This is a genomic window from Pelagicoccus sp. SDUM812005, from assembly GCF_031127875.1.
Taxonomy (GTDB): domain Bacteria; phylum Verrucomicrobiota; class Verrucomicrobiia; order Opitutales; family Opitutaceae; genus Pelagicoccus.
This window is the reverse complement of the sequence record NZ_JARXIA010000001.1, coordinates 927,968-947,173: the sequence shown is the minus strand read 5'-3', so window position 1 is coordinate 947,173 and position 19,206 is coordinate 927,968. Positions and strand designations below refer to the sequence as shown.

Annotated in this window: 22 protein-coding genes; 9 read left to right on the top strand and 13 right to left on the bottom strand. The window is 57.7% G+C overall.

Translation table 11 applies throughout. The features are described from left to right. Positions 1-58 precede the first annotated feature (58 nt). Entirely contained in the window at positions 59-256 is a 198-nt protein-coding gene (locus QEH57_RS03470) for a DNA-directed RNA polymerase subunit omega (protein WP_309005284.1), read from the bottom strand. A gap of 130 nt (positions 257-386) precedes the next feature. Between QEH57_RS03470 and cutA the strand changes: the two genes are divergently transcribed. Both cutA and QEH57_RS03460 read left to right on the top strand, forming a co-directional pair. Next, a complete protein-coding gene (gene cutA, locus QEH57_RS03465) occupies positions 387-728 on the top strand; it encodes a divalent-cation tolerance protein CutA (protein ID WP_309005283.1) in 342 nt (113 codons plus the stop codon). An 18-nt stretch (positions 729-746) separates the two neighbouring features. Continuing rightward, the gene (locus QEH57_RS03460) at positions 747-902 is read left to right on the top strand and encodes a small basic protein (protein WP_191616455.1); all 156 of its coding nucleotides are present in this window, start codon (positions 747-749) and stop codon (positions 900-902) included. Positions 903-1,000: 98 nt separating this feature from the next. Here QEH57_RS03460 and QEH57_RS03455 read toward each other — a convergent pair whose 3' ends face one another. Both QEH57_RS03455 and QEH57_RS03450 read right to left on the bottom strand, forming a co-directional pair. Further along, complete coding sequence (locus QEH57_RS03455; RefSeq protein WP_309005282.1) at positions 1,001-1,906, bottom strand: M23 family metallopeptidase; 906 nt, start codon at positions 1,904-1,906, stop codon at positions 1,001-1,003. Between the two features lie 97 nt (positions 1,907-2,003). Beyond that, a complete protein-coding gene (locus QEH57_RS03450) occupies positions 2,004-2,492 on the bottom strand; it encodes a hypothetical protein (RefSeq protein ID WP_309005281.1) in 489 nt (162 codons plus the stop codon). 90 nt (positions 2,493-2,582) lie between these two features. On the opposite strand from QEH57_RS03450, the gene QEH57_RS03445 reads away from it, so the two are divergent. Both QEH57_RS03445 and QEH57_RS03440 read left to right on the top strand, forming a co-directional pair. After that, positions 2,583-3,227 carry an ElyC/SanA/YdcF family protein gene (locus QEH57_RS03445; RefSeq protein WP_309005280.1) on the top strand — a complete coding sequence of 215 codons (645 nt, stop codon included), beginning with the start codon at positions 2,583-2,585 and terminating at the stop codon, positions 3,225-3,227. Between the two features lie 15 nt (positions 3,228-3,242). Continuing rightward, positions 3,243-3,926: a rhomboid family intramembrane serine protease gene (locus tag QEH57_RS03440; protein WP_309005279.1), complete on the top strand. Its 684-nt coding sequence runs from the start codon at positions 3,243-3,245 to the stop codon at positions 3,924-3,926. Positions 3,927-3,932: 6 nt separating this feature from the next. On the opposite strand, the gene QEH57_RS03435 is transcribed toward QEH57_RS03440, so the two are convergent. Beyond that, the gene (locus QEH57_RS03435) at positions 3,933-4,358 is read right to left on the bottom strand and encodes a thioesterase family protein (RefSeq protein ID WP_309005278.1); all 426 of its coding nucleotides are present in this window, start codon (positions 4,356-4,358) and stop codon (positions 3,933-3,935) included. Positions 4,359-4,438: 80 nt separating this feature from the next. On the opposite strand from QEH57_RS03435, the gene QEH57_RS03430 reads away from it, so the two are divergent. Continuing rightward, positions 4,439-4,720, top strand: coding sequence for a hypothetical protein (locus tag QEH57_RS03430; RefSeq protein WP_309005277.1), 282 nt, complete (start codon positions 4,439-4,441; stop codon positions 4,718-4,720). A gap of 182 nt (positions 4,721-4,902) precedes the next feature. Here the strand turns inward: QEH57_RS03430 and QEH57_RS03425 are convergent, their stop codons facing one another. After that, positions 4,903-5,097: a cold-shock protein gene (locus tag QEH57_RS03425; protein ID WP_309005276.1), complete on the bottom strand. Its 195-nt coding sequence runs from the start codon at positions 5,095-5,097 to the stop codon at positions 4,903-4,905. A gap of 307 nt (positions 5,098-5,404) precedes the next feature. On the opposite strand from QEH57_RS03425, the gene QEH57_RS03420 reads away from it, so the two are divergent. The 3 genes from QEH57_RS03420 to QEH57_RS03410 all read left to right on the top strand — a co-directional run bounded on the left by QEH57_RS03420 (position 5,405) and on the right by QEH57_RS03410 (position 9,900). Next, complete coding sequence (locus QEH57_RS03420; protein WP_309005275.1) at positions 5,405-7,789, top strand: MHYT domain-containing protein; 2,385 nt, start codon at positions 5,405-5,407, stop codon at positions 7,787-7,789. Beyond that, positions 7,786-8,988 carry an HDOD domain-containing protein gene (locus tag QEH57_RS03415; protein WP_309005274.1) on the top strand — a complete coding sequence of 401 codons (1,203 nt, stop codon included), beginning with the start codon at positions 7,786-7,788 and terminating at the stop codon, positions 8,986-8,988. Before QEH57_RS03420 ends, QEH57_RS03415 begins: the two co-directional genes overlap by 4 nt. A gap of 90 nt (positions 8,989-9,078) precedes the next feature. After that, positions 9,079-9,900, top strand: a complete 822-nt coding sequence (locus QEH57_RS03410; protein WP_309005273.1) for a rhomboid family intramembrane serine protease — start codon at positions 9,079-9,081, stop codon at positions 9,898-9,900. A gap of 48 nt (positions 9,901-9,948) precedes the next feature. Here the strand turns inward: QEH57_RS03410 and QEH57_RS03405 are convergent, their stop codons facing one another. From QEH57_RS03405 to QEH57_RS24925, 5 genes are read right to left on the bottom strand one after another with little or no spacing between them, the layout of a single operon-like run. Beyond that, positions 9,949-13,200 carry an efflux RND transporter permease subunit gene (locus QEH57_RS03405; RefSeq protein ID WP_309005272.1) on the bottom strand — a complete coding sequence of 1,084 codons (3,252 nt, stop codon included), beginning with the start codon at positions 13,198-13,200 and terminating at the stop codon, positions 9,949-9,951. A gap of 17 nt (positions 13,201-13,217) precedes the next feature. Next, positions 13,218-14,264, bottom strand: a complete 1,047-nt coding sequence (locus QEH57_RS03400; RefSeq protein ID WP_309005271.1) for an efflux RND transporter periplasmic adaptor subunit — start codon at positions 14,262-14,264, stop codon at positions 13,218-13,220. A gap of 25 nt (positions 14,265-14,289) precedes the next feature. Next, positions 14,290-15,612 (bottom strand): TolC family protein, encoded by a 1,323-nt coding sequence (locus QEH57_RS03395; RefSeq protein ID WP_309005270.1) that lies wholly within the window; start codon positions 15,610-15,612, stop codon positions 14,290-14,292. Positions 15,613-15,618: 6 nt separating this feature from the next. Continuing rightward, a complete protein-coding gene (locus QEH57_RS24930; protein WP_343224741.1) occupies positions 15,619-15,789 on the bottom strand; it encodes a DUF6132 family protein in 171 nt (56 codons plus the stop codon). A 20-nt stretch (positions 15,790-15,809) separates the two neighbouring features. After that, positions 15,810-16,013, bottom strand: coding sequence for a DUF2892 domain-containing protein (locus QEH57_RS24925; RefSeq protein ID WP_343224740.1), 204 nt, complete (start codon positions 16,011-16,013; stop codon positions 15,810-15,812). A 110-nt stretch (positions 16,014-16,123) separates the two neighbouring features. Between QEH57_RS24925 and QEH57_RS03390 the strand changes: the two genes are divergently transcribed. Continuing rightward, the gene (locus QEH57_RS03390; RefSeq protein WP_343224745.1) at positions 16,124-16,417 is read left to right on the top strand and encodes a metalloregulator ArsR/SmtB family transcription factor; all 294 of its coding nucleotides are present in this window, start codon (positions 16,124-16,126) and stop codon (positions 16,415-16,417) included. A 160-nt stretch (positions 16,418-16,577) separates the two neighbouring features. On the opposite strand, the gene QEH57_RS03385 is transcribed toward QEH57_RS03390, so the two are convergent. The 3 genes from QEH57_RS03385 to QEH57_RS03375 all read right to left on the bottom strand — a co-directional run bounded on the left by QEH57_RS03385 (position 16,578) and on the right by QEH57_RS03375 (position 19,074). Beyond that, on the bottom strand, positions 16,578-16,982 hold the full coding sequence (locus QEH57_RS03385; protein ID WP_309005268.1) for an RNA-binding protein: 405 nt from the start codon (positions 16,980-16,982) through the stop codon (positions 16,578-16,580). 180 nt (positions 16,983-17,162) lie between these two features. Beyond that, positions 17,163-18,092, bottom strand: coding sequence for an RluA family pseudouridine synthase (locus QEH57_RS03380; protein WP_309005299.1), 930 nt, complete (start codon positions 18,090-18,092; stop codon positions 17,163-17,165). An 88-nt stretch (positions 18,093-18,180) separates the two neighbouring features. Continuing rightward, positions 18,181-19,074, bottom strand: coding sequence for a LysR family transcriptional regulator (locus QEH57_RS03375; RefSeq protein WP_309005267.1), 894 nt, complete (start codon positions 19,072-19,074; stop codon positions 18,181-18,183). Positions 19,075-19,206 lie beyond the last annotated feature (132 nt).

Below are 19,206 nucleotides of genomic sequence, written 5' to 3'. Positions count from 1 at the left end.
CTACCGCGCTCCGTCAAAGTACTGGGGGAACGCCTGCACGCCCGCCGCAATGGGCCAACTAGTCGGCCAGCTCGTAGCTGATCTTGCCCTCGATGATTTCGCGCAGGGCGATATCCTCGGGATTGAGCTTCTCGAGCGATTCGACCAGCGGGCGGTTGCCGTGGCGTAGCTGTTTAACGCGGCGTGAAACGACGTTAATCAGGATGTTTGGGTCCTTGATGACCTTGCGTGCTTCTTTTATATAATCTTCTCTCAAAGCTGCCTCCTTATTAATGGAATCCGCCCTTTTACCTTGCTGCCAAGGTGGGTCAAGTGCTTATTCCGGCTTTCGCAGCGGCAATTTCCCACCGCGCCCCTTGGAATCTCAATTAAGCATAGCTGTTACAATGCCTAAATCCGACAACCTTTACGTTTGCTACACCACCGTATCGCGATTGCCCGAAGCAGAATCCCTAGCCGAGGACATCGTGAAAAGCCGGCTCGCCGCCTGCGTACAAATCGATTCCCCAGTCATCTCCTTCTACCGCTGGCGCGGCAAAGTAGAAAAGGACGAGGAATTCCGTATCGTAATTTACGCCCTCGAAGCCAACCTCCCCAAGCTCGAGAGCTTCATCGACGACCGCCACCCTTACGACACGCCCAAGTGGGTCTGCAGCAGGGCGGAAAAAGTTTCAGAAAAGTACTTGAAATGGGCAAATGATGTGTGCAACCTCCGCGGCTTCATTTAACCGGAACCATTTTCGACCATGTCACAGCATCCTAGCTACAAATCCAACGCCGCTACCGGCGCCAAGAGAAACGTACTCAAGCGCTTCGAGCGCGTAGAGCTTCTAAAGAAGCGCGGCGAGTGGAAAGACGGCGACCGCGTTTCCGGCCTCAAGAAGACCAAGCCAGAAGCCTAAGCTTCTCTCAACAATTTCCTAAAACGTCGTCCCGATTCGGGACGGCGTTTTTTTTGTGTTCGGATACAGGGAGCGCCAAGCGGACGCGCCCCTTTCCCCTACTTGACGAAGAGTCGCTTCATCAGGCTGTTCACCTTGGAGCCGGCCCCTCCGAAAACGTTTTCCCGAGCCAGATCCAGGCAAAGGTTCCCCTCGATCAAGTCTGGCCGCAGGGCGTCTACCGTCAGCCATCGCTCGTAGCCTTCCATCTCGGCCACCGTCAAAGCCTTGAAGCGCGTCGGCAGGCCGTACCAAGTCAGCTCCACCCGCCAACCCGCGTGGTCGGGCGGGATCACGTCGTTGTGCATCAGGTTCGGATTCACCTTCAGCAAATCCGGAATCGCCGTGTCCCGCACGAAGGCCTCCACCGCGATTTGCTCGCTCATCAAATACTCCCAGGCGTCCTGCGCCTCTCCGCGACGCAAAGCTCCGCAAAGAGCCCAGGCATCCAGCCCCACGATATTCATCCCATTGTAGGAGCCGTGCTCGTTCTCCGAGTCGTAAGGCTGCTGGTCGTACCATTTCTGGAAATCGGGGCCTAACCAAAAGCCGAGCTCGAAGTGCAGGTGAGCGCGACTGCGCGGAATCGAATAACCGCCCGCGCTCCTGCCCATCACGGCGATCCGCTGTCCTCCTTCCACGGATACGCCCTCGGCGATCCCCGCGTCCACTTTGCTCAAATGAGCGTACAAGCTAATGAAACCAGGCGCGATCTGAGGGTGCTCGATCACAAGGTAGCGTCCATAGCTGCTGTTGCCAGCCACCGTATTTACGTAACGCACAATGCCTCCGTCGAAGGCGAAGATCGGATCCGTCGCCTCGTTGCGTCGGTCGCGAGTCATGGCCTTCAAGTCGAGCCCTTCGTGAAAACGCCGCCCGTCGTTTCGCACGCAGCCGAACAAGCCCGAAGTAATCCGACCTGAAACCGTGGGCTGCAACACCCCTTCCATTTTGCCATGCTGCACGAATGCCGGATTCGGCGTCGGCCAAAAATACGGACCCAACCGGATCGGCTCCTGGGCCTGTCCCCAACAAGCAAATACAAAAAATAAAAGAAACGCCTTAGCGCTTAAGCTTCTTTTGAATCTCAAAATTAGTATCCTTCAACTTCCTTGCGAGCTCCATGAGGCGATCGTCCTTCACCTCCAGGAACACATAAATTCTTCCATCCGCGATCGGGCCAGTGATCTTGCGCACCCCCAACGGCTCTCCGTTGATTACGAGCACCAAACGCTTCCCTTGGTTCCCGACCGAAATCTGATAAAACTCACGCGCCGCCGCCGGTTTCAAGGTAAATGCGAGGCAGCGTCCCAGATCCACGTCGACCACGTCAACCGAGAGGTAGTCGTATTCGGAAACGATCGCCTGCCCCTCGACCGGGATTTGGATCCGGCTAACCGGCAAGGTCAAAGCAGCGGAGAATCCCGCGTTCGACCCCGACTCCAAAAAGAAGCGGGCCCGCGTAAAGTCCACGCCATCCATTCCCGTCGATTGACAGCCCAGCAACGCCAACACAGCCGACAAGAGAACAAACGCCACAGATTTCACCATGGCGGAACTATCCGCCTCGACACAGCGTCTAGGCAAGCGAAGAGTTCCGCCAGCTCGCCTCGCACCACCAAACATCCAAGCCACCCACCTATGAAGCTTCGCAAACGCGCCCTCATCCCGCTCGCCCTCGGCGCCGCGTCCAGCCTCCTGCTCGCCACTTGGACAGCCCGCAGCATCGTCGAAAACCGATCCGCCGCCTTCGTCGCCGACCACAGCGCCGAGCTCCCCTTCTGCAAGACGGCAATCGTGCTCGGCTGCTCCAGCACCCTCTCCGACGGGCGGACCAACCTCTTTTTCGAAAACCGCATCGCCGCTGCGGCCGCCCTCTACCATTCCGGACGCGTACGAAAGCTCATCGTCAGCGGAGACAATTCCCGCCCCGACTACAACGAGCCGCTCGAAATGAAGAAGGCCCTCGCCCAGCGAGGCGTGCCTCTGGAAAACATCCTCTGCGACTACGCCGGTTTCAGCACCCTAGACTCCATGGTACGGGCCAAGGAAGTCTTCGGCCAAAAGCAGTTCATCGTCGTCTCCCAAGAGTTTCATAACAAACGAGCTATCTTCATCGCTCGCAGCAAAGGCATCGAAGCCTACGGCCTCAACGCGGCCGACGTTGCCGCCTCCCACTCCAGCAAAACGCTCCTTCGCGAAGAGCTCGCGCGAGTCAAGTCCGTGCTCGATATTTGGATACTCGCTCGAAGCCCCAAATACTTGGGCCCCAAAATTTCCGTCTAAGCCAAGGCCGTAACCATGACCGCTCCCGTCACCATAGCCATCTGCATCCTAACCGCAGTCGTCACCCAAATCGGCTTCGCCAAGCCAGCCCTACTCCAACGCCTCCTCTTCAAACCACGCGAAATCCTAGTGGAGGGACAGTGGGACCGCATCCTATCCAGCGCCTTAATCCATGCCGACTGGATGCACGCCGGCTTCAACCTCTTCGCCTTCTACTCCTTCGGCAGCGCCATCGAGATCCTCTACGGATGGAAAACGCTTGTCGTCGTCTACCTCTTTTCGGTCATGGGAGGCTCCCTGCTTTCCCTCTTCCTCCATCGGCACCACCAATATGCCGCCCTCGGGGCCTCCGGCGGGGTCAGCGGGATCATCTTCGCCACCATCTTCCTCGTCCCCGGAACCGGCGTCAGCCTCTTCTTCATCCCCATCGCGATCCCAGGCAACATCTTCGCCCTCGTCTACTTGATCGGATCCTTCTGGGGACTGCGCAAGAGGATGGGCAACATCGGCCACGACGCCCACTTCGGAGGAGCGATCGTAGGCCTCGTATTCGCCTTTGCGATACGCCCTAGCCTCTGCCTCGCCGATCCGCTCTACTTCTGGGGATCGATCGCGGTTGCGGTCGCCTGCCTCGCCGTACTCTTCGTCGACCCGACGAACTCCAGCGGCAGCCTTCTCCCCAAGTCGAAACGCAACTAGCCGCGCTCAGCCCTCCAGGCCGAGTTTGCGGAAAAACGCTTCCGGCATGCGGATGGGCTTGCCGGTCGCCGCATCGTAGGCGGCCATTTCCGTTTTCGCCAACAAGAGCAGTTCCCCGGCCCCGTTGTAGCCGCGGTAGCACAAGTCGAAACGGGTCGGCCTCGGATTGGCGACCGTCATATCCAGCCGCAGGGTATCGGGATAAAAGGCCTGCTTCGTGTACTTCACGCCGAGCTCCGACAGGATCAGCTGCACGCCCTCCACATCCTTCTCCGTGTAACCGAAGTTCGCCAGCAACTGCACGCGACCTTCGTGCAAGTACTCCACGAAAACGTTGTTGGCCACGTGATCGCCGTAGTTGTGGTCCGTAATGCGAAAGGGGATACAGGTCGAAAAGTCGACCCGTTGGAGATTCTTGATATCCTTGAACATAATCTAGGATTTCAAAAATCGTCGAAACCTGCCAAACTGCAACTAGACAATTATCGAGAGCCCACTTAACTCCCGACCTCATGCCATCGCGCGGCCGACATCAAAGCACCTCCAAGGAATGCCAGCAGACCATCAAGAAAATTGAAGGCCTGCCGGGCGTCGTTGGCGTCATCATCGGACGCTCCTACGGAGGCAAGTCGCTCGGCGGCGGTAGCCGTACCGGCACCGTCAAAATCCAACGCAAGCAACCCGGCGGACTGAAAGCCGTCACCCAAACCGCAAAAGGCCTGCAAGAGCTCTTCATCCGCACCGACTCGACGCATGACGACGCCATCATCGAAGCCATCGAAGCGCTGAGCTGAGACCACACAAGATGCCGCGCTGCCGACAGCCGCTCCACACGCCACATTCGCCCACAAAAAAACGAGAGAAGCATCAGCCTCTCTCGTTTAATAGTATTCGAAAATTCGATACTCCCAGGATTTCTCTCAAGCCCTCGGGCTAATCCGCGGTTCGCGGATCGAAATCCTCGAGTCGAAGGTTTTTAGACCTTCTGTACTTTCGTGGCGCAAGGGCCTTTACGGCCTTCTCCAATTTCGAATTCAACGGAATCGCCTTCGTTGAGCGCGTAACCGTCCGTCTCGGAGTGATGTACGAAAAGGTCGTCGCCGCCCTCACTCTGCTGAATGAAGCCGTAGCCCTTTTCCTGATCAAACCACTTAATTGTTCCTTTTGACATATATATTTTTTTGTATTCTCGAACCGTCAGTCACCCAAAGTGCTTCCTGAGGACCGCGACTCGCAGCGGCACCCTAGACGACCTCAGCCAATTGTCTAAGCAATTCGGAAAGAAATGGGAAAAGATTCCCTCACGCCCCACTTGAGACCCTGCAAAATCCCTTAGGCCTCCACCCGCGAAAGTATCAATTTTTTGTATACCTGCCGCCTTCGCTAGCGAATCCAAACATTGCCCGTAGCTTGATAGCTGTCCCAGCGGGAAAGCGAATCGCAAGCCATCTAGCCAAGAACCCAACTACGAGCAAGGAATGACGCCACAATTCCTCAACGAAAGCCTAAACAAAACCGACGCCCTGCAAGGCAGCTACGAACCTACCTTCGTCGCCCTATCCTACGCGGTCGCAGCCCTGGCGGCTTTTTGCGCCCTCACCATCGCCAAAAACAACCTCAGCGAACGCAGCTCGAAAAGCCTGCTTCAGTTCTGGCATCTCGCCGGGGCCCTCGCCCTCGGAACCGGGATCTGGGCCATGCACTTCCTAGGCATGCTGGCATTTCGCCTGCCGATCCCGATCCACTACGACCCGCTCATCACCGCCCTCTCCTTCCTGCCCGCATTTCTAGCCAGCTGGGTCGTCATAAAGATCGTCTCCCGCAAGACCCTCGCCATCAGGGACCTCGCGATCGGCGGAGTCCTGATGGGATCGGGTATCGGCGCCATGCACTACTCCGGAATGGCAGGCATGAAACTCGATGCCATGATGTACTACGACCCGGCAACCTTCGCGGTCTCCGTCATCGTCGCAGTAGCCCTTTCCATAGCGTCCCTCTATTCGACCTTCCGTCTCAAGCGCTTAGCGAACGCCAGCCCCCTCGCCGCCCGCATCGTGGGAGCTAGCTTCATGGGGCTCGCCATCGGAACCATGCACTACACCGGCATGGCAGCCACCTATTACTTGGACGCTTGCGCGCCAGAAGCGGCCCAGGCTTCCTCAACGCAGGATTGGCTTCTCGGGGGAATCATCGCAACGACCTCCGTCATCCTAATCGGTCTCACCACCCTCGCCGGGATCGTCGACTACAACCTCCGCCGGGCCGAGGCCTCCGCCCTCGAAACCCAAGAAATCCTCACCCGCGTCCTGGAAAACACCCAACAGGGCTACGTTCGACTCGATTCCCTGTGCCGCATCCAACAGCTCAACAAATCGATGTGCCGCATTCTCGGCCTGCCCCACGATCAAGCCATCGGGAAGACCTTCGGCGAATTCCTTAGCGCCGAAACCAAAAGAGAATTCCCTGGAATGCTCGAAATCCTCGCTACCGGCCTCTTCGAAATCAGCGTCCAGGACGCCGAAGGCAAATCGATCCCCTGCCTCTACCATGCCACCGAAACCCTCGACCGACAGGGCAGCAAAAACGGCATCGTAGGGCTTCTTACCGATATCACCGAAATTCGAAAACGGGAGGCCATCTCCCGGGAACGCGCCGAAAACGTCGCCAACATCATGGACAACCTCCCCACCGGAGTCCTGCTCATCGACGAAAACGCCAGGATACAGCTCTTCAACGAGTCCTGCGAAGCCATGTTCGGACTCTCCAAAAACGAGATCCTCGGCGGGCCCGTCACCCAATTGGTCGCCTCCCAAGACAAGGACGCCCTCGCGAAGTACGTCTCCGGGCTCACTCCGCGAGCCTCGCGCATCGCCACAGTGGAATTCCTGGGCAAACGTAAAGACGGCACCCACTTCCCCATCGAATTCGGCGCCAACGAGATCATCGTCGACGGAAAGATCATGCTGGTCGGAGCCGTCCACGACATCACCGTCCGCAAGCAGGAACAAGCCCGCCGCAAGGAGCTGGAAGTCGAGCTTCTACAAAGCTCCAAGCTCGAGGCCGTCGGCCAACTTGCCGGCGGCATCGCCCACGAAATCAACACGCCTATCCAATTCATCGGCGACAACCTCGACTTCCTGGAGACCGAGTTCGCAAGCATCCTGCCCTTGCTCGCCGAAATGAACGAATCCTCTCGAGAAGGAAAAACGCCGCCCGACCTCCAAGCCAGCCTCAAGGAGCTAGACATCGACTTCCTCGCGGCCGATATCCCACAAGCCATCACCCAGTCGATTGCCGGTGTGCGAGAAGTCTCACGTATCGTCCTTTCCATGAAGGAGTTCTCCCACCCGGGCGCCCAAACGATGCAGCCTTACGACCTCCATAAATCCATCGAAAACACCCTCGCCATCTCCAAGGCAGAGTGGAAAAGCGTCGCTGAAATCGAACTGGACTTCGACGAAAATGCGCCCCTGGTCACTTGCGTCCCCGGCGCCCTTAACCAAGTTATCCTTAACATGGTCGTGAACGCAGCCCATGCCATCGCCGACGCCAAGAAGCCGGGGCTCGGCAAGATCACCCTCCGCACCCGCGCCGAGGAAAAAATGCTCCTCGTGCAAATATCCGATACCGGGACTGGCATGCCGGAAGCGATCAAGAAGAAGATCTTCGATCCCTTCTTCACCACCAAGGAAGTCGGCCGCGGAACCGGACAAGGGTTGGCCATCAGCTGGGACATCATCGTCAAGAAACACCAGGGATCCATCTCCATAGACTCCCAGGAAGGCGAAGGCACCACCTTCTCCATCCGCCTGCCCCTTGCCCGAAAAGAAGGAACGCCTCCAGACCCACAGCAACTTTCATGAAAGAACGAGTCCTCTTCGTCGACGACGAACCCAATATCCTGAACGGGCTGCGCAGAATGCTGCGCTCCAAACGGGCGAACTGGGACCTGCACTTCGCCAACAGCGGGACCGAAGCCCTCCAGCTCCTCCAATCCCAGCCCATCGACATCGTCGTCTCCGACATGAAGATGCCGGTCATGGACGGAGCCGCGCTGCTCACCAGGATCAGCAAGCTGCACCCCAACACCATCCGCATCATCCTCTCCGGCTACGCCGACAAGGAAGCGGTGCTACGAACCATCGGCCCCGCCCACCAATACCTCGCCAAACCCTGCCACCGCGACCTGCTTTTCGAAACCATCAAACGCTCCCTCGACCTCCGGGACCTTCTCTCCTCCGAGAAACTGCGGGCCATAGCAAACTCGGTCGACACCATTCCGACGCCGTCTTCTGTATTCAACAAGCTAATACAAGAGCTTTCAAACTCCTCCACCACCACGGACCGAATCGTCGCCATTATCGAGTCCGACCTTTCCCTCGCCGCAAACTTTCTCAAGCTCACCAACTCCGCCTACTTCGGCCTCGGCGGCAGCGACTTCTCCCTCAAGCAAGCCGTGCAACAGCTAGGAATCGAGACCATCAAGGCCATCACCATGGTCGCCGGAACCTTCCACTGCTTCGAAGGGAGCGTCGAGGACATGGAAGAGATCTCCGCCATCGGCCAAAAAAGCATCCTCACCGGCCAGCTTTCCCACACGATCGCGCGGAAGCTCGACCTCGAAGCCCGCCTGGTGGACCAAGCCTACATCGCTGGCACCATGTCGCAAATCGGAACCTTGCTGCTGCTCACGAGCCACACCAAAGTCCACCGCGAGCTCCAAAAGCTCGCTCACGCGCCCAACATCCAGCGAGTCCAGCGCTCCCGACAGCTCATCGGAGCGAGCATCGGCGAAGTCGGCGGCTACCTCCTCGGCATCTGGGGCTTCACCGACCCGATCGTGGAAGCCGTGGTTTTCGCGAGCACCCCCTCCGAATGCTCGGCCAAGCAGATTTCCCCCCTCACCTGCGTACACCTCGCCCAGGCTTTCGCCGCAGGGGGCGACAACTCCGATTCGCTGGACGATGCCTACCTCTCCCAGATGGGTCTGAGCGATCGCCTCGAGGGGCTCCAGGACGCCTGCCAAAGCGTCCTTAACCGAGGAGCAGCTGCCCAAAGCTAGAAGCAGTTCGCCAAGAAGCCAGGCGACCGCGAGCCGCCCCCAAGCGTTCCCACGCGCTGCGCGCATTTACGTCTTTAAAAATCCGTAACTTTGCAGCATGCCCTTCCCATCGAACGCTTATTCAAAGAATCACCGGCAGTCGCCGTCATCCTGGCCACCAACGTCCTCTTGTTCGCCCTCAAGTGGATGCTTTCCCCTGACTCCGCGGCCGTGGACAATCCCTTGGACGCCTTGCTCGCCCTCCACTTCCCCTACCAAGCGGATTTCCACCTCTGGCAATTCCTCAGCCACATGTTCATGCATGGCAACGTGACGCACATCGCCTTCAACATGTTCGGCGTCTACACCTTCGGTAGCCTGCTGGAACAAGTTTGGGGCACCAAGCGCTTTCTCGTCTTCTACCTCGTAGCTGGCTTAGGCGCCGGACTTATCTACACAGGCGTCAACGTCTACGAATTCGGCACCTTTATCGATTACCTGAGCGTTCACAATGTCTCCACCGAATCGATACAATCCTTCCTAGCCACCCGTTCCCCCAATGCCGAGCTGAGCTCACGCCTCACCATCGACGAGCTCGTCACCTTCTACAGCATCTACTACGGCAGCATGCTCGGAGCCTCGGGAGCCCTCTACGGCATCCTCGTCGCCTTCGCCGTGCTCTTCCCCAACGGCAAGATCATGCTCATCTTCCTGCCCGTCCCCATCAAGGCCAAGTTCTTTGTGCCGGCCATCGTCGGCTTCGACCTCTTTTCCGAACTTACTGGCTTCAGCATCTTCGGCGGCGGCATCGCCCACACCGCCCACATCGGCGGCGCTCTCATCGGCTTCATCCTTATGATGTACTGGAAAAAGGACCTACCCAAGATCCCCGAGTATCCAGAACCTGAAGACGAAAGCTCCGAGCGGTACTAAAAAGAACAACTCGCCGCCCCTCGTCCCTGGATCCTCCGAGCGACGCGCCTAAGCCTGCGATCGCTTCGCGTGGCCCATGTAATAGATCAAGGGCACGGCCAACGGACTGATCAACAAGGAGGCCACCGCTCCAAAGAGCAGGGAAATCGCCAACCCTTGGAAAATTGGGTCGGTCAAGATCACCACCCCACCCACGACCACGGCGAGCGCCGTCAGCATCATCGGACGAAACCGCACCGCGCCGCTCTCCACGCAAGCCTGAGCCAAGCTACGGCCGTGGCTCAAGCGCAGCTCGATAAAGTCCACCAAAATGATGGAATTGCGCACGACGATGCCAGCCCCAGCCATGAACCCAATCATCGATGTCGCCGAAAAAAACGCGCCCATTCCCCAATGCGCCGGCATGATCCCCACCAAGGAAAACGGAATCACCGTCATAACGATCAGGGGAGTCGTGTAGTTCTTGAACCAGCCGACCATCAACATGTAGATCAAGATCAAGACCGCCCCAAAAGCCAGGCCCAGATCCCTGAAAACTTCGATCGTCACCTGCCATTCGCCATCCCACTTCATCGAGGGTTGCAAGTCGCTGAAAGGCATCGACGCGTTGTAAACCGTCACGCTTTCCTCCGTCCCGCCAAAGTCCGCTCCTTTCAATTTTGCCAGCTTCTCGTTCATCTCAAGTATCGCGTAAACCGGACTCTCGGTCGCACCCGCCACGTCCGCGGTCACGTAAGTCACGTTCATCAAGTTCTTGTGATAAATATTCCGCTCCCCTATTCGCTCCTCGATCGTCACCAACTCCCGCAAAGGGACCAGTGGTCCCATCGGATTCATCTCCGAGCGCAACTCCAAAGCCAGCAAGTCATCCGCCCGAGCCCGATCTTCAGGAGGCAGCTCTAAAACTATCGCCACGTCTTCGCGCTCCGCTTCGTCGTGCAGCAGACCGACAGGATAACCAAGCGAGCCAAGTTGGATCGCCCGCGCCACCGCCGCCTCGGTGATTCCATGCAACGCAGCCTTTTCCTCGTCGAGCGCCAGAACCGTCTTCGGTTGTTGGGCTTCCACGTACCAATCCACATCCACTACGCCTTCCGTACTTTCGAATATCGCCTTCACCGCTTCCGCCAACTTCAAGCGATCTCCCGTACTTGGACCATAGATTTCAGCCACTAAGGTTTGCAGTACCGGTGGTCCCGGAGGCACTTCCGCTACCGCAAAGGACGCACCATATTTTTCAGCTATCGTAGAAAGCTTCGGGCGAATACGTTTCGCGATGTCGTGGCTTTGCGCCTCCCGCTCGTGCTTGGGCAGAAGGTTGACCTGTATGTCGGCCACGTTAGGACCGCGTCGCATGAAGTAGTGGCGTACTAAACCGTTGAAGTTAAACGGCGACGCCGTTCCCACATAAATTTGATAATCCCTCACCTCCGGCTCGTTCCTGAGAGCCGCCGCCATCTCACGTGCGATGCGAGCGCTTTGCTCCAAGGTAGTGCCCTCGGGCGTATCGATGATCACCTGAAATTCCGACTTATTGTCGAAGGGCAGCATCTTCACCTTCACCGCTCCGATCCCGACCAAGGCCATCGACCCCACGGTCAAGCCGGCCACCACCAACAAGAACGCCCAGCGCCAGCTGCGATGCTCCAGCAATGGACGCATCACCCCTGCATACAAGCGCGTGAAGAACGTATCCGGCATGGTATCGTCGTCCCCCACTTCCGCATGTGGCCCCACGTCGGCAAACTCGTTTCCCTTAGCCGCGCTCTTGCCATGGTGACTCCGCAAAGCCTTCGCAGCCGCCCAAGGCGTCACCACGAAAGCAACCAAGAGAGAAAACAACATGGCCGCGCTCGATCCGATCGGGATAGGACGCATGTACGGCCCCATCAAGCCACTCACGAACGCCATAGGCAAGACCGCCGCGATCACCGCCCACGTCGCGAGAATCGTCGGATTGCCCACCTCATCCACCGCCTCCACCGAAATCTCGACCAACGACTTCTTTCGACTGCTCGCCAAGCCCATGTGCCGCACCACGTTCTCGACCACCACGATCGCGTCGTCGACCAAAATGCCGATCGAGAAAATCAAGGCGAAGAGCGTAATCCGATTCAAAGTGTATCCATAAAGGTAGAACACGAGCAAGGTGAGCCCCAAGGTCACCGGTATCGCCAACAGGACGACCATCGATTCTCGCCAGCCAAGGAACATCAAAATCAAAACCGCTACCCCAAAAACAGCTATCCCCATGTGAAGCAAAAGCTCGTTCGACTTCTCGCTCGCCGTCGCCCCATAGTCGCGGGTGACCGACACCTCTATGTCCGCAGGAATCAGGTTTCCCTTCAATGTATCCACTTTCCGGAGCACCTCGCTCACAACGTCGACCGCATTCGCGCCCGCTCGCTTGGCAATACTCAACGTAACCGCTGCTTCCTCAAGGCCGTCGCCAGATCCGTAGATCACGTAATTGCTAGGCTCCTCCGCTGCATCCACAATGGTAGCAACGTCGCGCAAATAAATGGGAGTACCCTGCCAAACTCCAACGACCACCCGTCCCACGTCTTCCGCGTCCTCGAAAAAGCTTCCAGTCTGCAGGAGCGTTTCCGTGTTGGCGCTCGCCAAAGATCCCGCATGCGATTGCACGTTGGCTTGTTGCAGCATCGGAACGAGATAGCTCGCGGAGAGGTTTCGGGACGCCAGAGCCTGGAGGTCGAGCTGCACGCGAACTTGGCGCTTCGCGCCGCCTATCAAGGTCGTTTCGGCCACTTCGGAAATCGGCTTAACCTCATCCATAACCTGGGCTGCCACGCGGCGCAGCGTCAAGTGGTCATAAGCCTTGCTGTGAAAGGTCAATGCTAGGACCGGAACGTCGTCGATTCCCCGCGGCTTTACCAGAGGAGGCGTTACCCCTTGAGGGATACGATCGAAATTCGTCTGCAGCTTCTGGTTCAAACGAACAAGAGCCGCCTCCAGGTCTGTCCCCACCTTGAAGCGTACAATCACCATAGCCCCACCTGGACTTGAAGTGGAGTACAGGTACTCCACATCGGGAATCTCCCAGAGGAGCTGCTCCATAGGCCGCGTCACGCGGTTTTCCACTTCCGCAGGGCTAGCTCCCGGCATACCAACCATCACATCAATCATCGGCACCTTAATCTGCGGCTCTTCTTCGCGCGGGAGCATCAGAACGGCAAATACGCCCAGCAGCAAGGAAGCCACTACCGCTAAGGGCGTAAGCTTCGACTCGATAAACATCGCTGCCAACTTGCCAGCAAACCCGTACTTCTTGGTATCCATCTTTTGAAACAGTTAAACTAGCGAACGAGGGTCAGCGCCTGGCCTTCCACTAAAGCGACCTCGCTCTTCACCACCACCGGCTCTCCCGCGTCGAGCCCTGCTACGATCTCGACTTTCCCGTCGAAACGAACTCCAGTCTTCACCAGCCGTAGCTCCGCCACACCACCTCGGACCACGAAAAGACGCTCCATTTGGCCAATCCGAGAAACCGCCGCCTCCGGTACAACAATCGCATCTCGCGACGCCCCCAGGACTTGAATCTTGGCAAATTGTCCGGCTCGAGCCGGCGCGCCGCTAGGCAAGGAAAAACGGACAGCTACCGTGCGGCTCGAAACGTCGAACCCCGACGAAACCTCCTTCAACAAGGCCTCGAACCGTCCTTCGCTGGACGGAAGCTCTACGCTATACGCTGCTCCGATCTCCAAATCGCCCACCAACGATTCCGGTATGGAAGCCTCCACTTCGAAGCCTTCTCGCCCTTGCAGCTCAAGCAGTGGCATTCCTGGAGCCGACAAACTTCCCTCCCCTGAATAGATGCGCGAAACAGATCCGTCGAACGGCGCCCGCAAATCAGTATAACCAAACATTACTCGAGCTTCCTGTACCAACGCCTCCATAATCGCTACCCGATCCGTAAGGTTATCTACGATCTCCTCGGTACTGGCGCCTTTTTCCAACAATGACTTTTCGCGGGCCAAATCACGGTTCGCCTGAGTCAGCTGCGCCTCGGCTTGAAGGACTTTGGCGGAAATTTCCGCCGCCTCTATCTTAACCAGCAGATCCCCTTTCTTCACGGTCTGACCGAGATCAACCGGAATGGAGCGAATCGTGCCCATAACCTTCGGAGCGATCGTCGCACGATCGCTCGCCTGCACCACTCCCGTGACTTCAATGCGTACCGGCAATCCTGCGCCCGCGGCAACAACCGTTTCGACCAGCGCCGAGGGAAGCGATGCGGCGCGCGCCTCATTCGTTACGTTTGCCTGCTTGGCGCACCCCGACAATACGAGCAAGGCTGGTACGCTTGCTCTCAAAAGTAATCCCTGAATCGACTTCATCTTCATCTTAGAAAGTATCCTCCTCTAATTTCTATTTCTGTATCGGAAATATCCCTACAGCGCGACGAAGCTCAGCTATAGCTAACTTCAAATCGGCTAGCGCCACGGCCCTGCGCATGCGCGCCTCCATCAAGCGCCCTTCCACGCCGATCAACTCCGCCGTTAAGAGCGCGCCCGCTTCGAAACGCGACCGACTGAGCGAGGCGCTTTCCTCCGCTTGGGCCAGCGAGAGCTCCGTAACCGCGACCCTATCCTTGGCGAGCTCCACCGCCAAACGAGCCCGCTCCACTTCCAAACCAATTCCCAGCTCCGCTTTGCGCAAATGCTGCCGCAACGCAGCGAGACTCGCTTCGGCTTGCTTGACCTTGGATGCCGTTTTGCCCCCATTGAAGAGGTCAAGGTTCACCGCGACCCCGGCCAACCAGGAGTCTGCCCCATTATCCGTTTCCCAGCCTTGGTCGTACTGGTAGCTGGCGAAGCCCACCACCTTGGGCTTGCGCCCGCCTGATGCGATCATCCTCATCTCCTCCGCCGCCTTCTCGCGCTCGCGCAAAGCGCTCAATTCCGGACGCGCCGAATAGTCGAGCGTATCAGGTTCACGTATACGGTCCCAGGCTCCATCGTCTTCCGCCAATTCGACCTGCGTCACGGTAGCTGGCAAACCCAGCACAAACGCAAAACCGCGTTCCGCGAGATGTTTATAGTGCCGGGCTTCCGCCAATTGCTCCTTGGTTTGGGCGAGCTGTACTTCTAGGCTCAACAGGTCGGACTTCAGGACCTGGCCCGCTTCAAAACGTAGTCGGGCATTGAATACGGCTGCCTCATAAGCCTTCTTTCCCGCTTCCACGGCCTTGACCGCTTCAGTCGCCTTGCGAATGTCGAGGTAAGCCTTCACGGTTTGGGCGACCAGTTGCTGACGTGTTGCCTCCTCCTCGTGCATGGCCGCATTGACACCCGCCGTCGCAGCTCGCTTCCCAGCAGCAACCTGACCTCCTGCATAGAGATTCACGCCAACCGCTGCGGTCGCATTGAGATTGTCGACCGTACCGGGATTGTTGAAATCAAGGCTGAAGTCGAAGGCTCGCTGACCCAGAATCGAACCAAAAGCCATCATCGGACTGTCCGTTTGCGTATAACTGCCGATCAAAGACAATTGCGGCATCCCATACGATCGAGCTTCTTCCAGCATGGCTTCCGCACCATCGATACGGGACTGAGCTACCTGCGCATCTGGACTGTTCTCCAAAGCCGCTTCGATAGCCGACTCCAACGTCCATGTCTCCGCCTGAAGCCCCACACCCCCTGCATACAAAAGGCAAAAGCCGACAATCATTCTAACTATCTTCTGTTTCATGGCAATTTAGTTGCTCGCGCTTCCCAAAGCGTAAAGGAGTCCTATGATACCTCCATAGAGGGCCCCGCGCCACCAAGTCGAAGTCAGCGGGCAAGCCCCAGAGCTGCATTGGCCGAAATAGCCCATGACTGCACCCAGCAGTAGCCCAAATCCGATCGCGATGAGATAACGCAGCATCTTCTTTACCGGTCCCCACTCTATTCGAAGGCACAGCCGCTCTTCATTCCAACCCTCTTAAGAACAGTGGCCAAAGGACAAAAGCGCGTAAACGCAGCTTGGAACATGTTCAGCCCCACGAAGGCTGGCAGGATAAACCACAGCTGATGAACCCATATTCCCAGAGCTACCCCCAAAAGGATCATGGCCCCTGCAAATGCGAAAACAATACGATCAATATTCATAAGCCTCTTCTAATTTAGTTTCTTCTAATACTGCAAGCTTTACTTTAGCGTTCACTAATATTTACTTGCATCCAACAGGAGGGAACCTAAGCCAAATGACTCAAGAAATCATGCCGACGGAAAAAGAAATAGCTTCGCTGATGCAGGCAGTAGGTACGCTAAAGGCCATGGCCAATCCCAAGCGACTCGCCATCCTCTGTCGCCTCGGCGAAGGAGAGGTCAACGTGAGCGAACTCTGCGTCGAGGTAGACCTGAGCCAATCCGCCCTCTCACAGCATCTCGCCAAGCTGCGTGAACTAAACCTTGTGTCCACGCGACGCGACCAGCAAGCGATCTACTACCGGCTGGATTCCCCGGAAATCGCCACCCTTATCGGGACCTTGCGCAAACTGTATTGCGAGTAAGGATACCGTAACGCCGCGCTCCAGCCAGCGAGGTCGGAATCTGCCCCATTCCCAGCGGCAGCATAGTACAGGCCTCGCTCCGCTCCATCCGCCCATGAAAAAGACTCCGCCCTATCAGGAACGGAGTCTTCGAAAGTCTTTTGCTGGGCTCGCTTAGAGCTTAGCGTCCACGGCCGTAACCGCCACCGCCGCGACGATCGCCACCGCGACCTCCGCCACCGTAGCCGCCGCCACCATTGCCACCGCGGCCACCGCCGCCGTAACCGCCGCCGCCACCATGGCCACGACCGCCGCCGCCGAAGCCGCCACCGCCGCTGCGAGGAGCGCGAGGAGTTGCTTCGCGGACAGAAAGCTCACGACCCGCGATATCGCGACCGTTCAGGCCTTCAATTGCGGCCTTCGCTTCTTCAGCATTATCCATTGTCACAAACGCGAAACCGCGCGAACGTCCAGTTTCACGATCAGTGATGATCTTGAGCTGGGAGACTGCACCGAATTCTTCGAATGCGTCTTGCAAATCGCCTTCAGAGGCGTCGAAGGAGATGTTTCCAACGTATATTTCCATAACTTATATTTTGAGCATCACTGTATTCGAAAAAGGGTAATTCGAACAGCGACGCCAAACCGGAAAAACACCTCGGAACTCCTATAAAAGGCGGAGTCCCCTAAACAAGGACACTCACAACGGCGATTTAATGGGCAACAGCGAGCTAAATCGCGCGGCGCCCTCGTTTTTTACCAAATATCAGGATTCCTTGATTTTCAGTGACTTGTACACCTTCTGAAAATCCTTAGGCGCCGGCTCGCTCCAAGCGACCGGCTTTCCCGTGCCGGGATGGATGAAGCCGAGCTGCTCCGCGTGCAACATCGTGCGCCAAGCAGGAATCGCTTCCCCCGCAAAGCTGCGAACGTAAACCTTCTCCCCCACGATGGGATGCCCGATTTCGCTCAGGTGGATGCGGATCTGGTGCGTCCGGCCGGTCTCGATGCGACACGAAACCAATGCCGCCCCAGCCAGCTTCTCCACCAGCTCCACATGCGTCACCGCCCGCCGGCCCAATTCCTCGCCCACCTTGTTCACGGTTCCCTCCGGAACCGAACCGCGCAGACCGTCGCCCGCATCCCGAGCGATCCGCGTCTCGATGGTCTGGTTCTTAGGACGACCGTGAACGATCGCCAAATAGCGACGCTCTATGGAGTGAGCCCGGAATTGCTCCGAAAGCGCCTTCAAGGCCGCATAAGTCCGAGCGAAAACCACCAAGCCGCTGGTATCCTTGTCGATGCGATGCACCACGCCCAAGCTCGCTCGATTGCTTGCCGCCTTCGGATCCTTAGCCCGCAGGTAGTCCAAGGCGAGGCGATCCAGCGTCTCTTCCTCGTCGCTCTCGGGATGCGGCACCGTCATCACGCCGGACGCCTTGTTCACCACGATCAAATCCGCGTCGAAATACACCACCGCCTCGGGATCGAGCTTCGGCTCTGGACGCTTCTTAGGCTGGCTCATGCGCAGCTCGATGCGAGTGCCCGCCTTCACCGCAAAGGCCTGGTCGGACACGCAATTTCCGTCAATGAAGACCTTGCCGGTATCGATCCAGGCCCTAGCCTTGCCCCAGGGCAAGTCGAAGTGCTGCTTCACCGTCTTGTCCAAGCGAGCTCCGTCGAGCTCCTCGGAAATGAAACGCGCAGGCTCGCCGCCCGCCTCGGAATTGTCTGATTTCTTTTTGATGGCGGAAACGTGGTGACGAAGCCGCGCCCTGTCGAGCTCAGCCTTCCTTCACGAAATCGTTTATGCAGCCCTCCAGCAGCTTCATCAGCTTGCGCACCGCTTCGCTCAAATAGCGGTCGGGATGGTGCACCATCGAAATGTCGCGACCGAGCTTGGCGTCGGAAATCTCCCGATAGCAAAGCCCCTCGCTCAGCGAACCGAGCACCGCCATCTTCGGCAGCAAAGAAACGCCCTGCCCGCTATTTACTAGTTTCAGGATGGTGTCGATCTGGGCGCTTTCGAACATCGCTTTCGGCCGCGTATCCGCTTCTTGGATAAACTCGTTGATCTGACGCCCCGCGCAATGGATTTGGCTCAAAGGCAGGAACGGCTCCTTCTGCACGTCCGCCGACGAAATTCGCCGCTTCTTCGTCAACGCATGCCCCTTGGGCAACACCAGCACGAAGGGCTCCCGCGCGATGACCTTCACCAGCAGCCGAGGCTCCTCCACCGGCGTCGACATCAAAGCGAAGTCGAGGCTTCCGTCCAATATGCTGGCCAGCAAGCCTTCCGTGAAATTCTCCTGCATCGTGAAGGGCGGAATGTCGGACTTGCTGGCATGGCTCACCACGTACGGCACCAAATAGGGAGCGATCGTAAGCGTCGCCCCGAAATGGGCCTCTCCCCCCGACACCACCGCGTCCTTCATCTCGTCCAAAGTGCTCCGGTGCAGCCGCAGCAGCGACTCCGCCTTGCCCTCCAACTGCTTGCCCACGTTCGTCAAGGCGATGGTCCGCCCCTGCCGATGAAACAAGGGACCGCCCAACTCCGCCTCCAGCTTCTTTATCTGAATGCTCAAAGCCGGCTGAGACACCCGACACTCCTCCGCTGCCCGCGTGAAATTTCGATGCCTCGCCACCGACGTGAAATACCTCAACTGCTGCAATTCCATAAATCTAGCTTATCGAAACCATATCTATTATATATTTCAACTATCTTCCCTCGCATGCTAGGATGCCGCCCGTAACAAAGGAAACGCTCCGAAAAATCGGGCGTGACAAAACCCGTCAGAGGCTTCACCTCT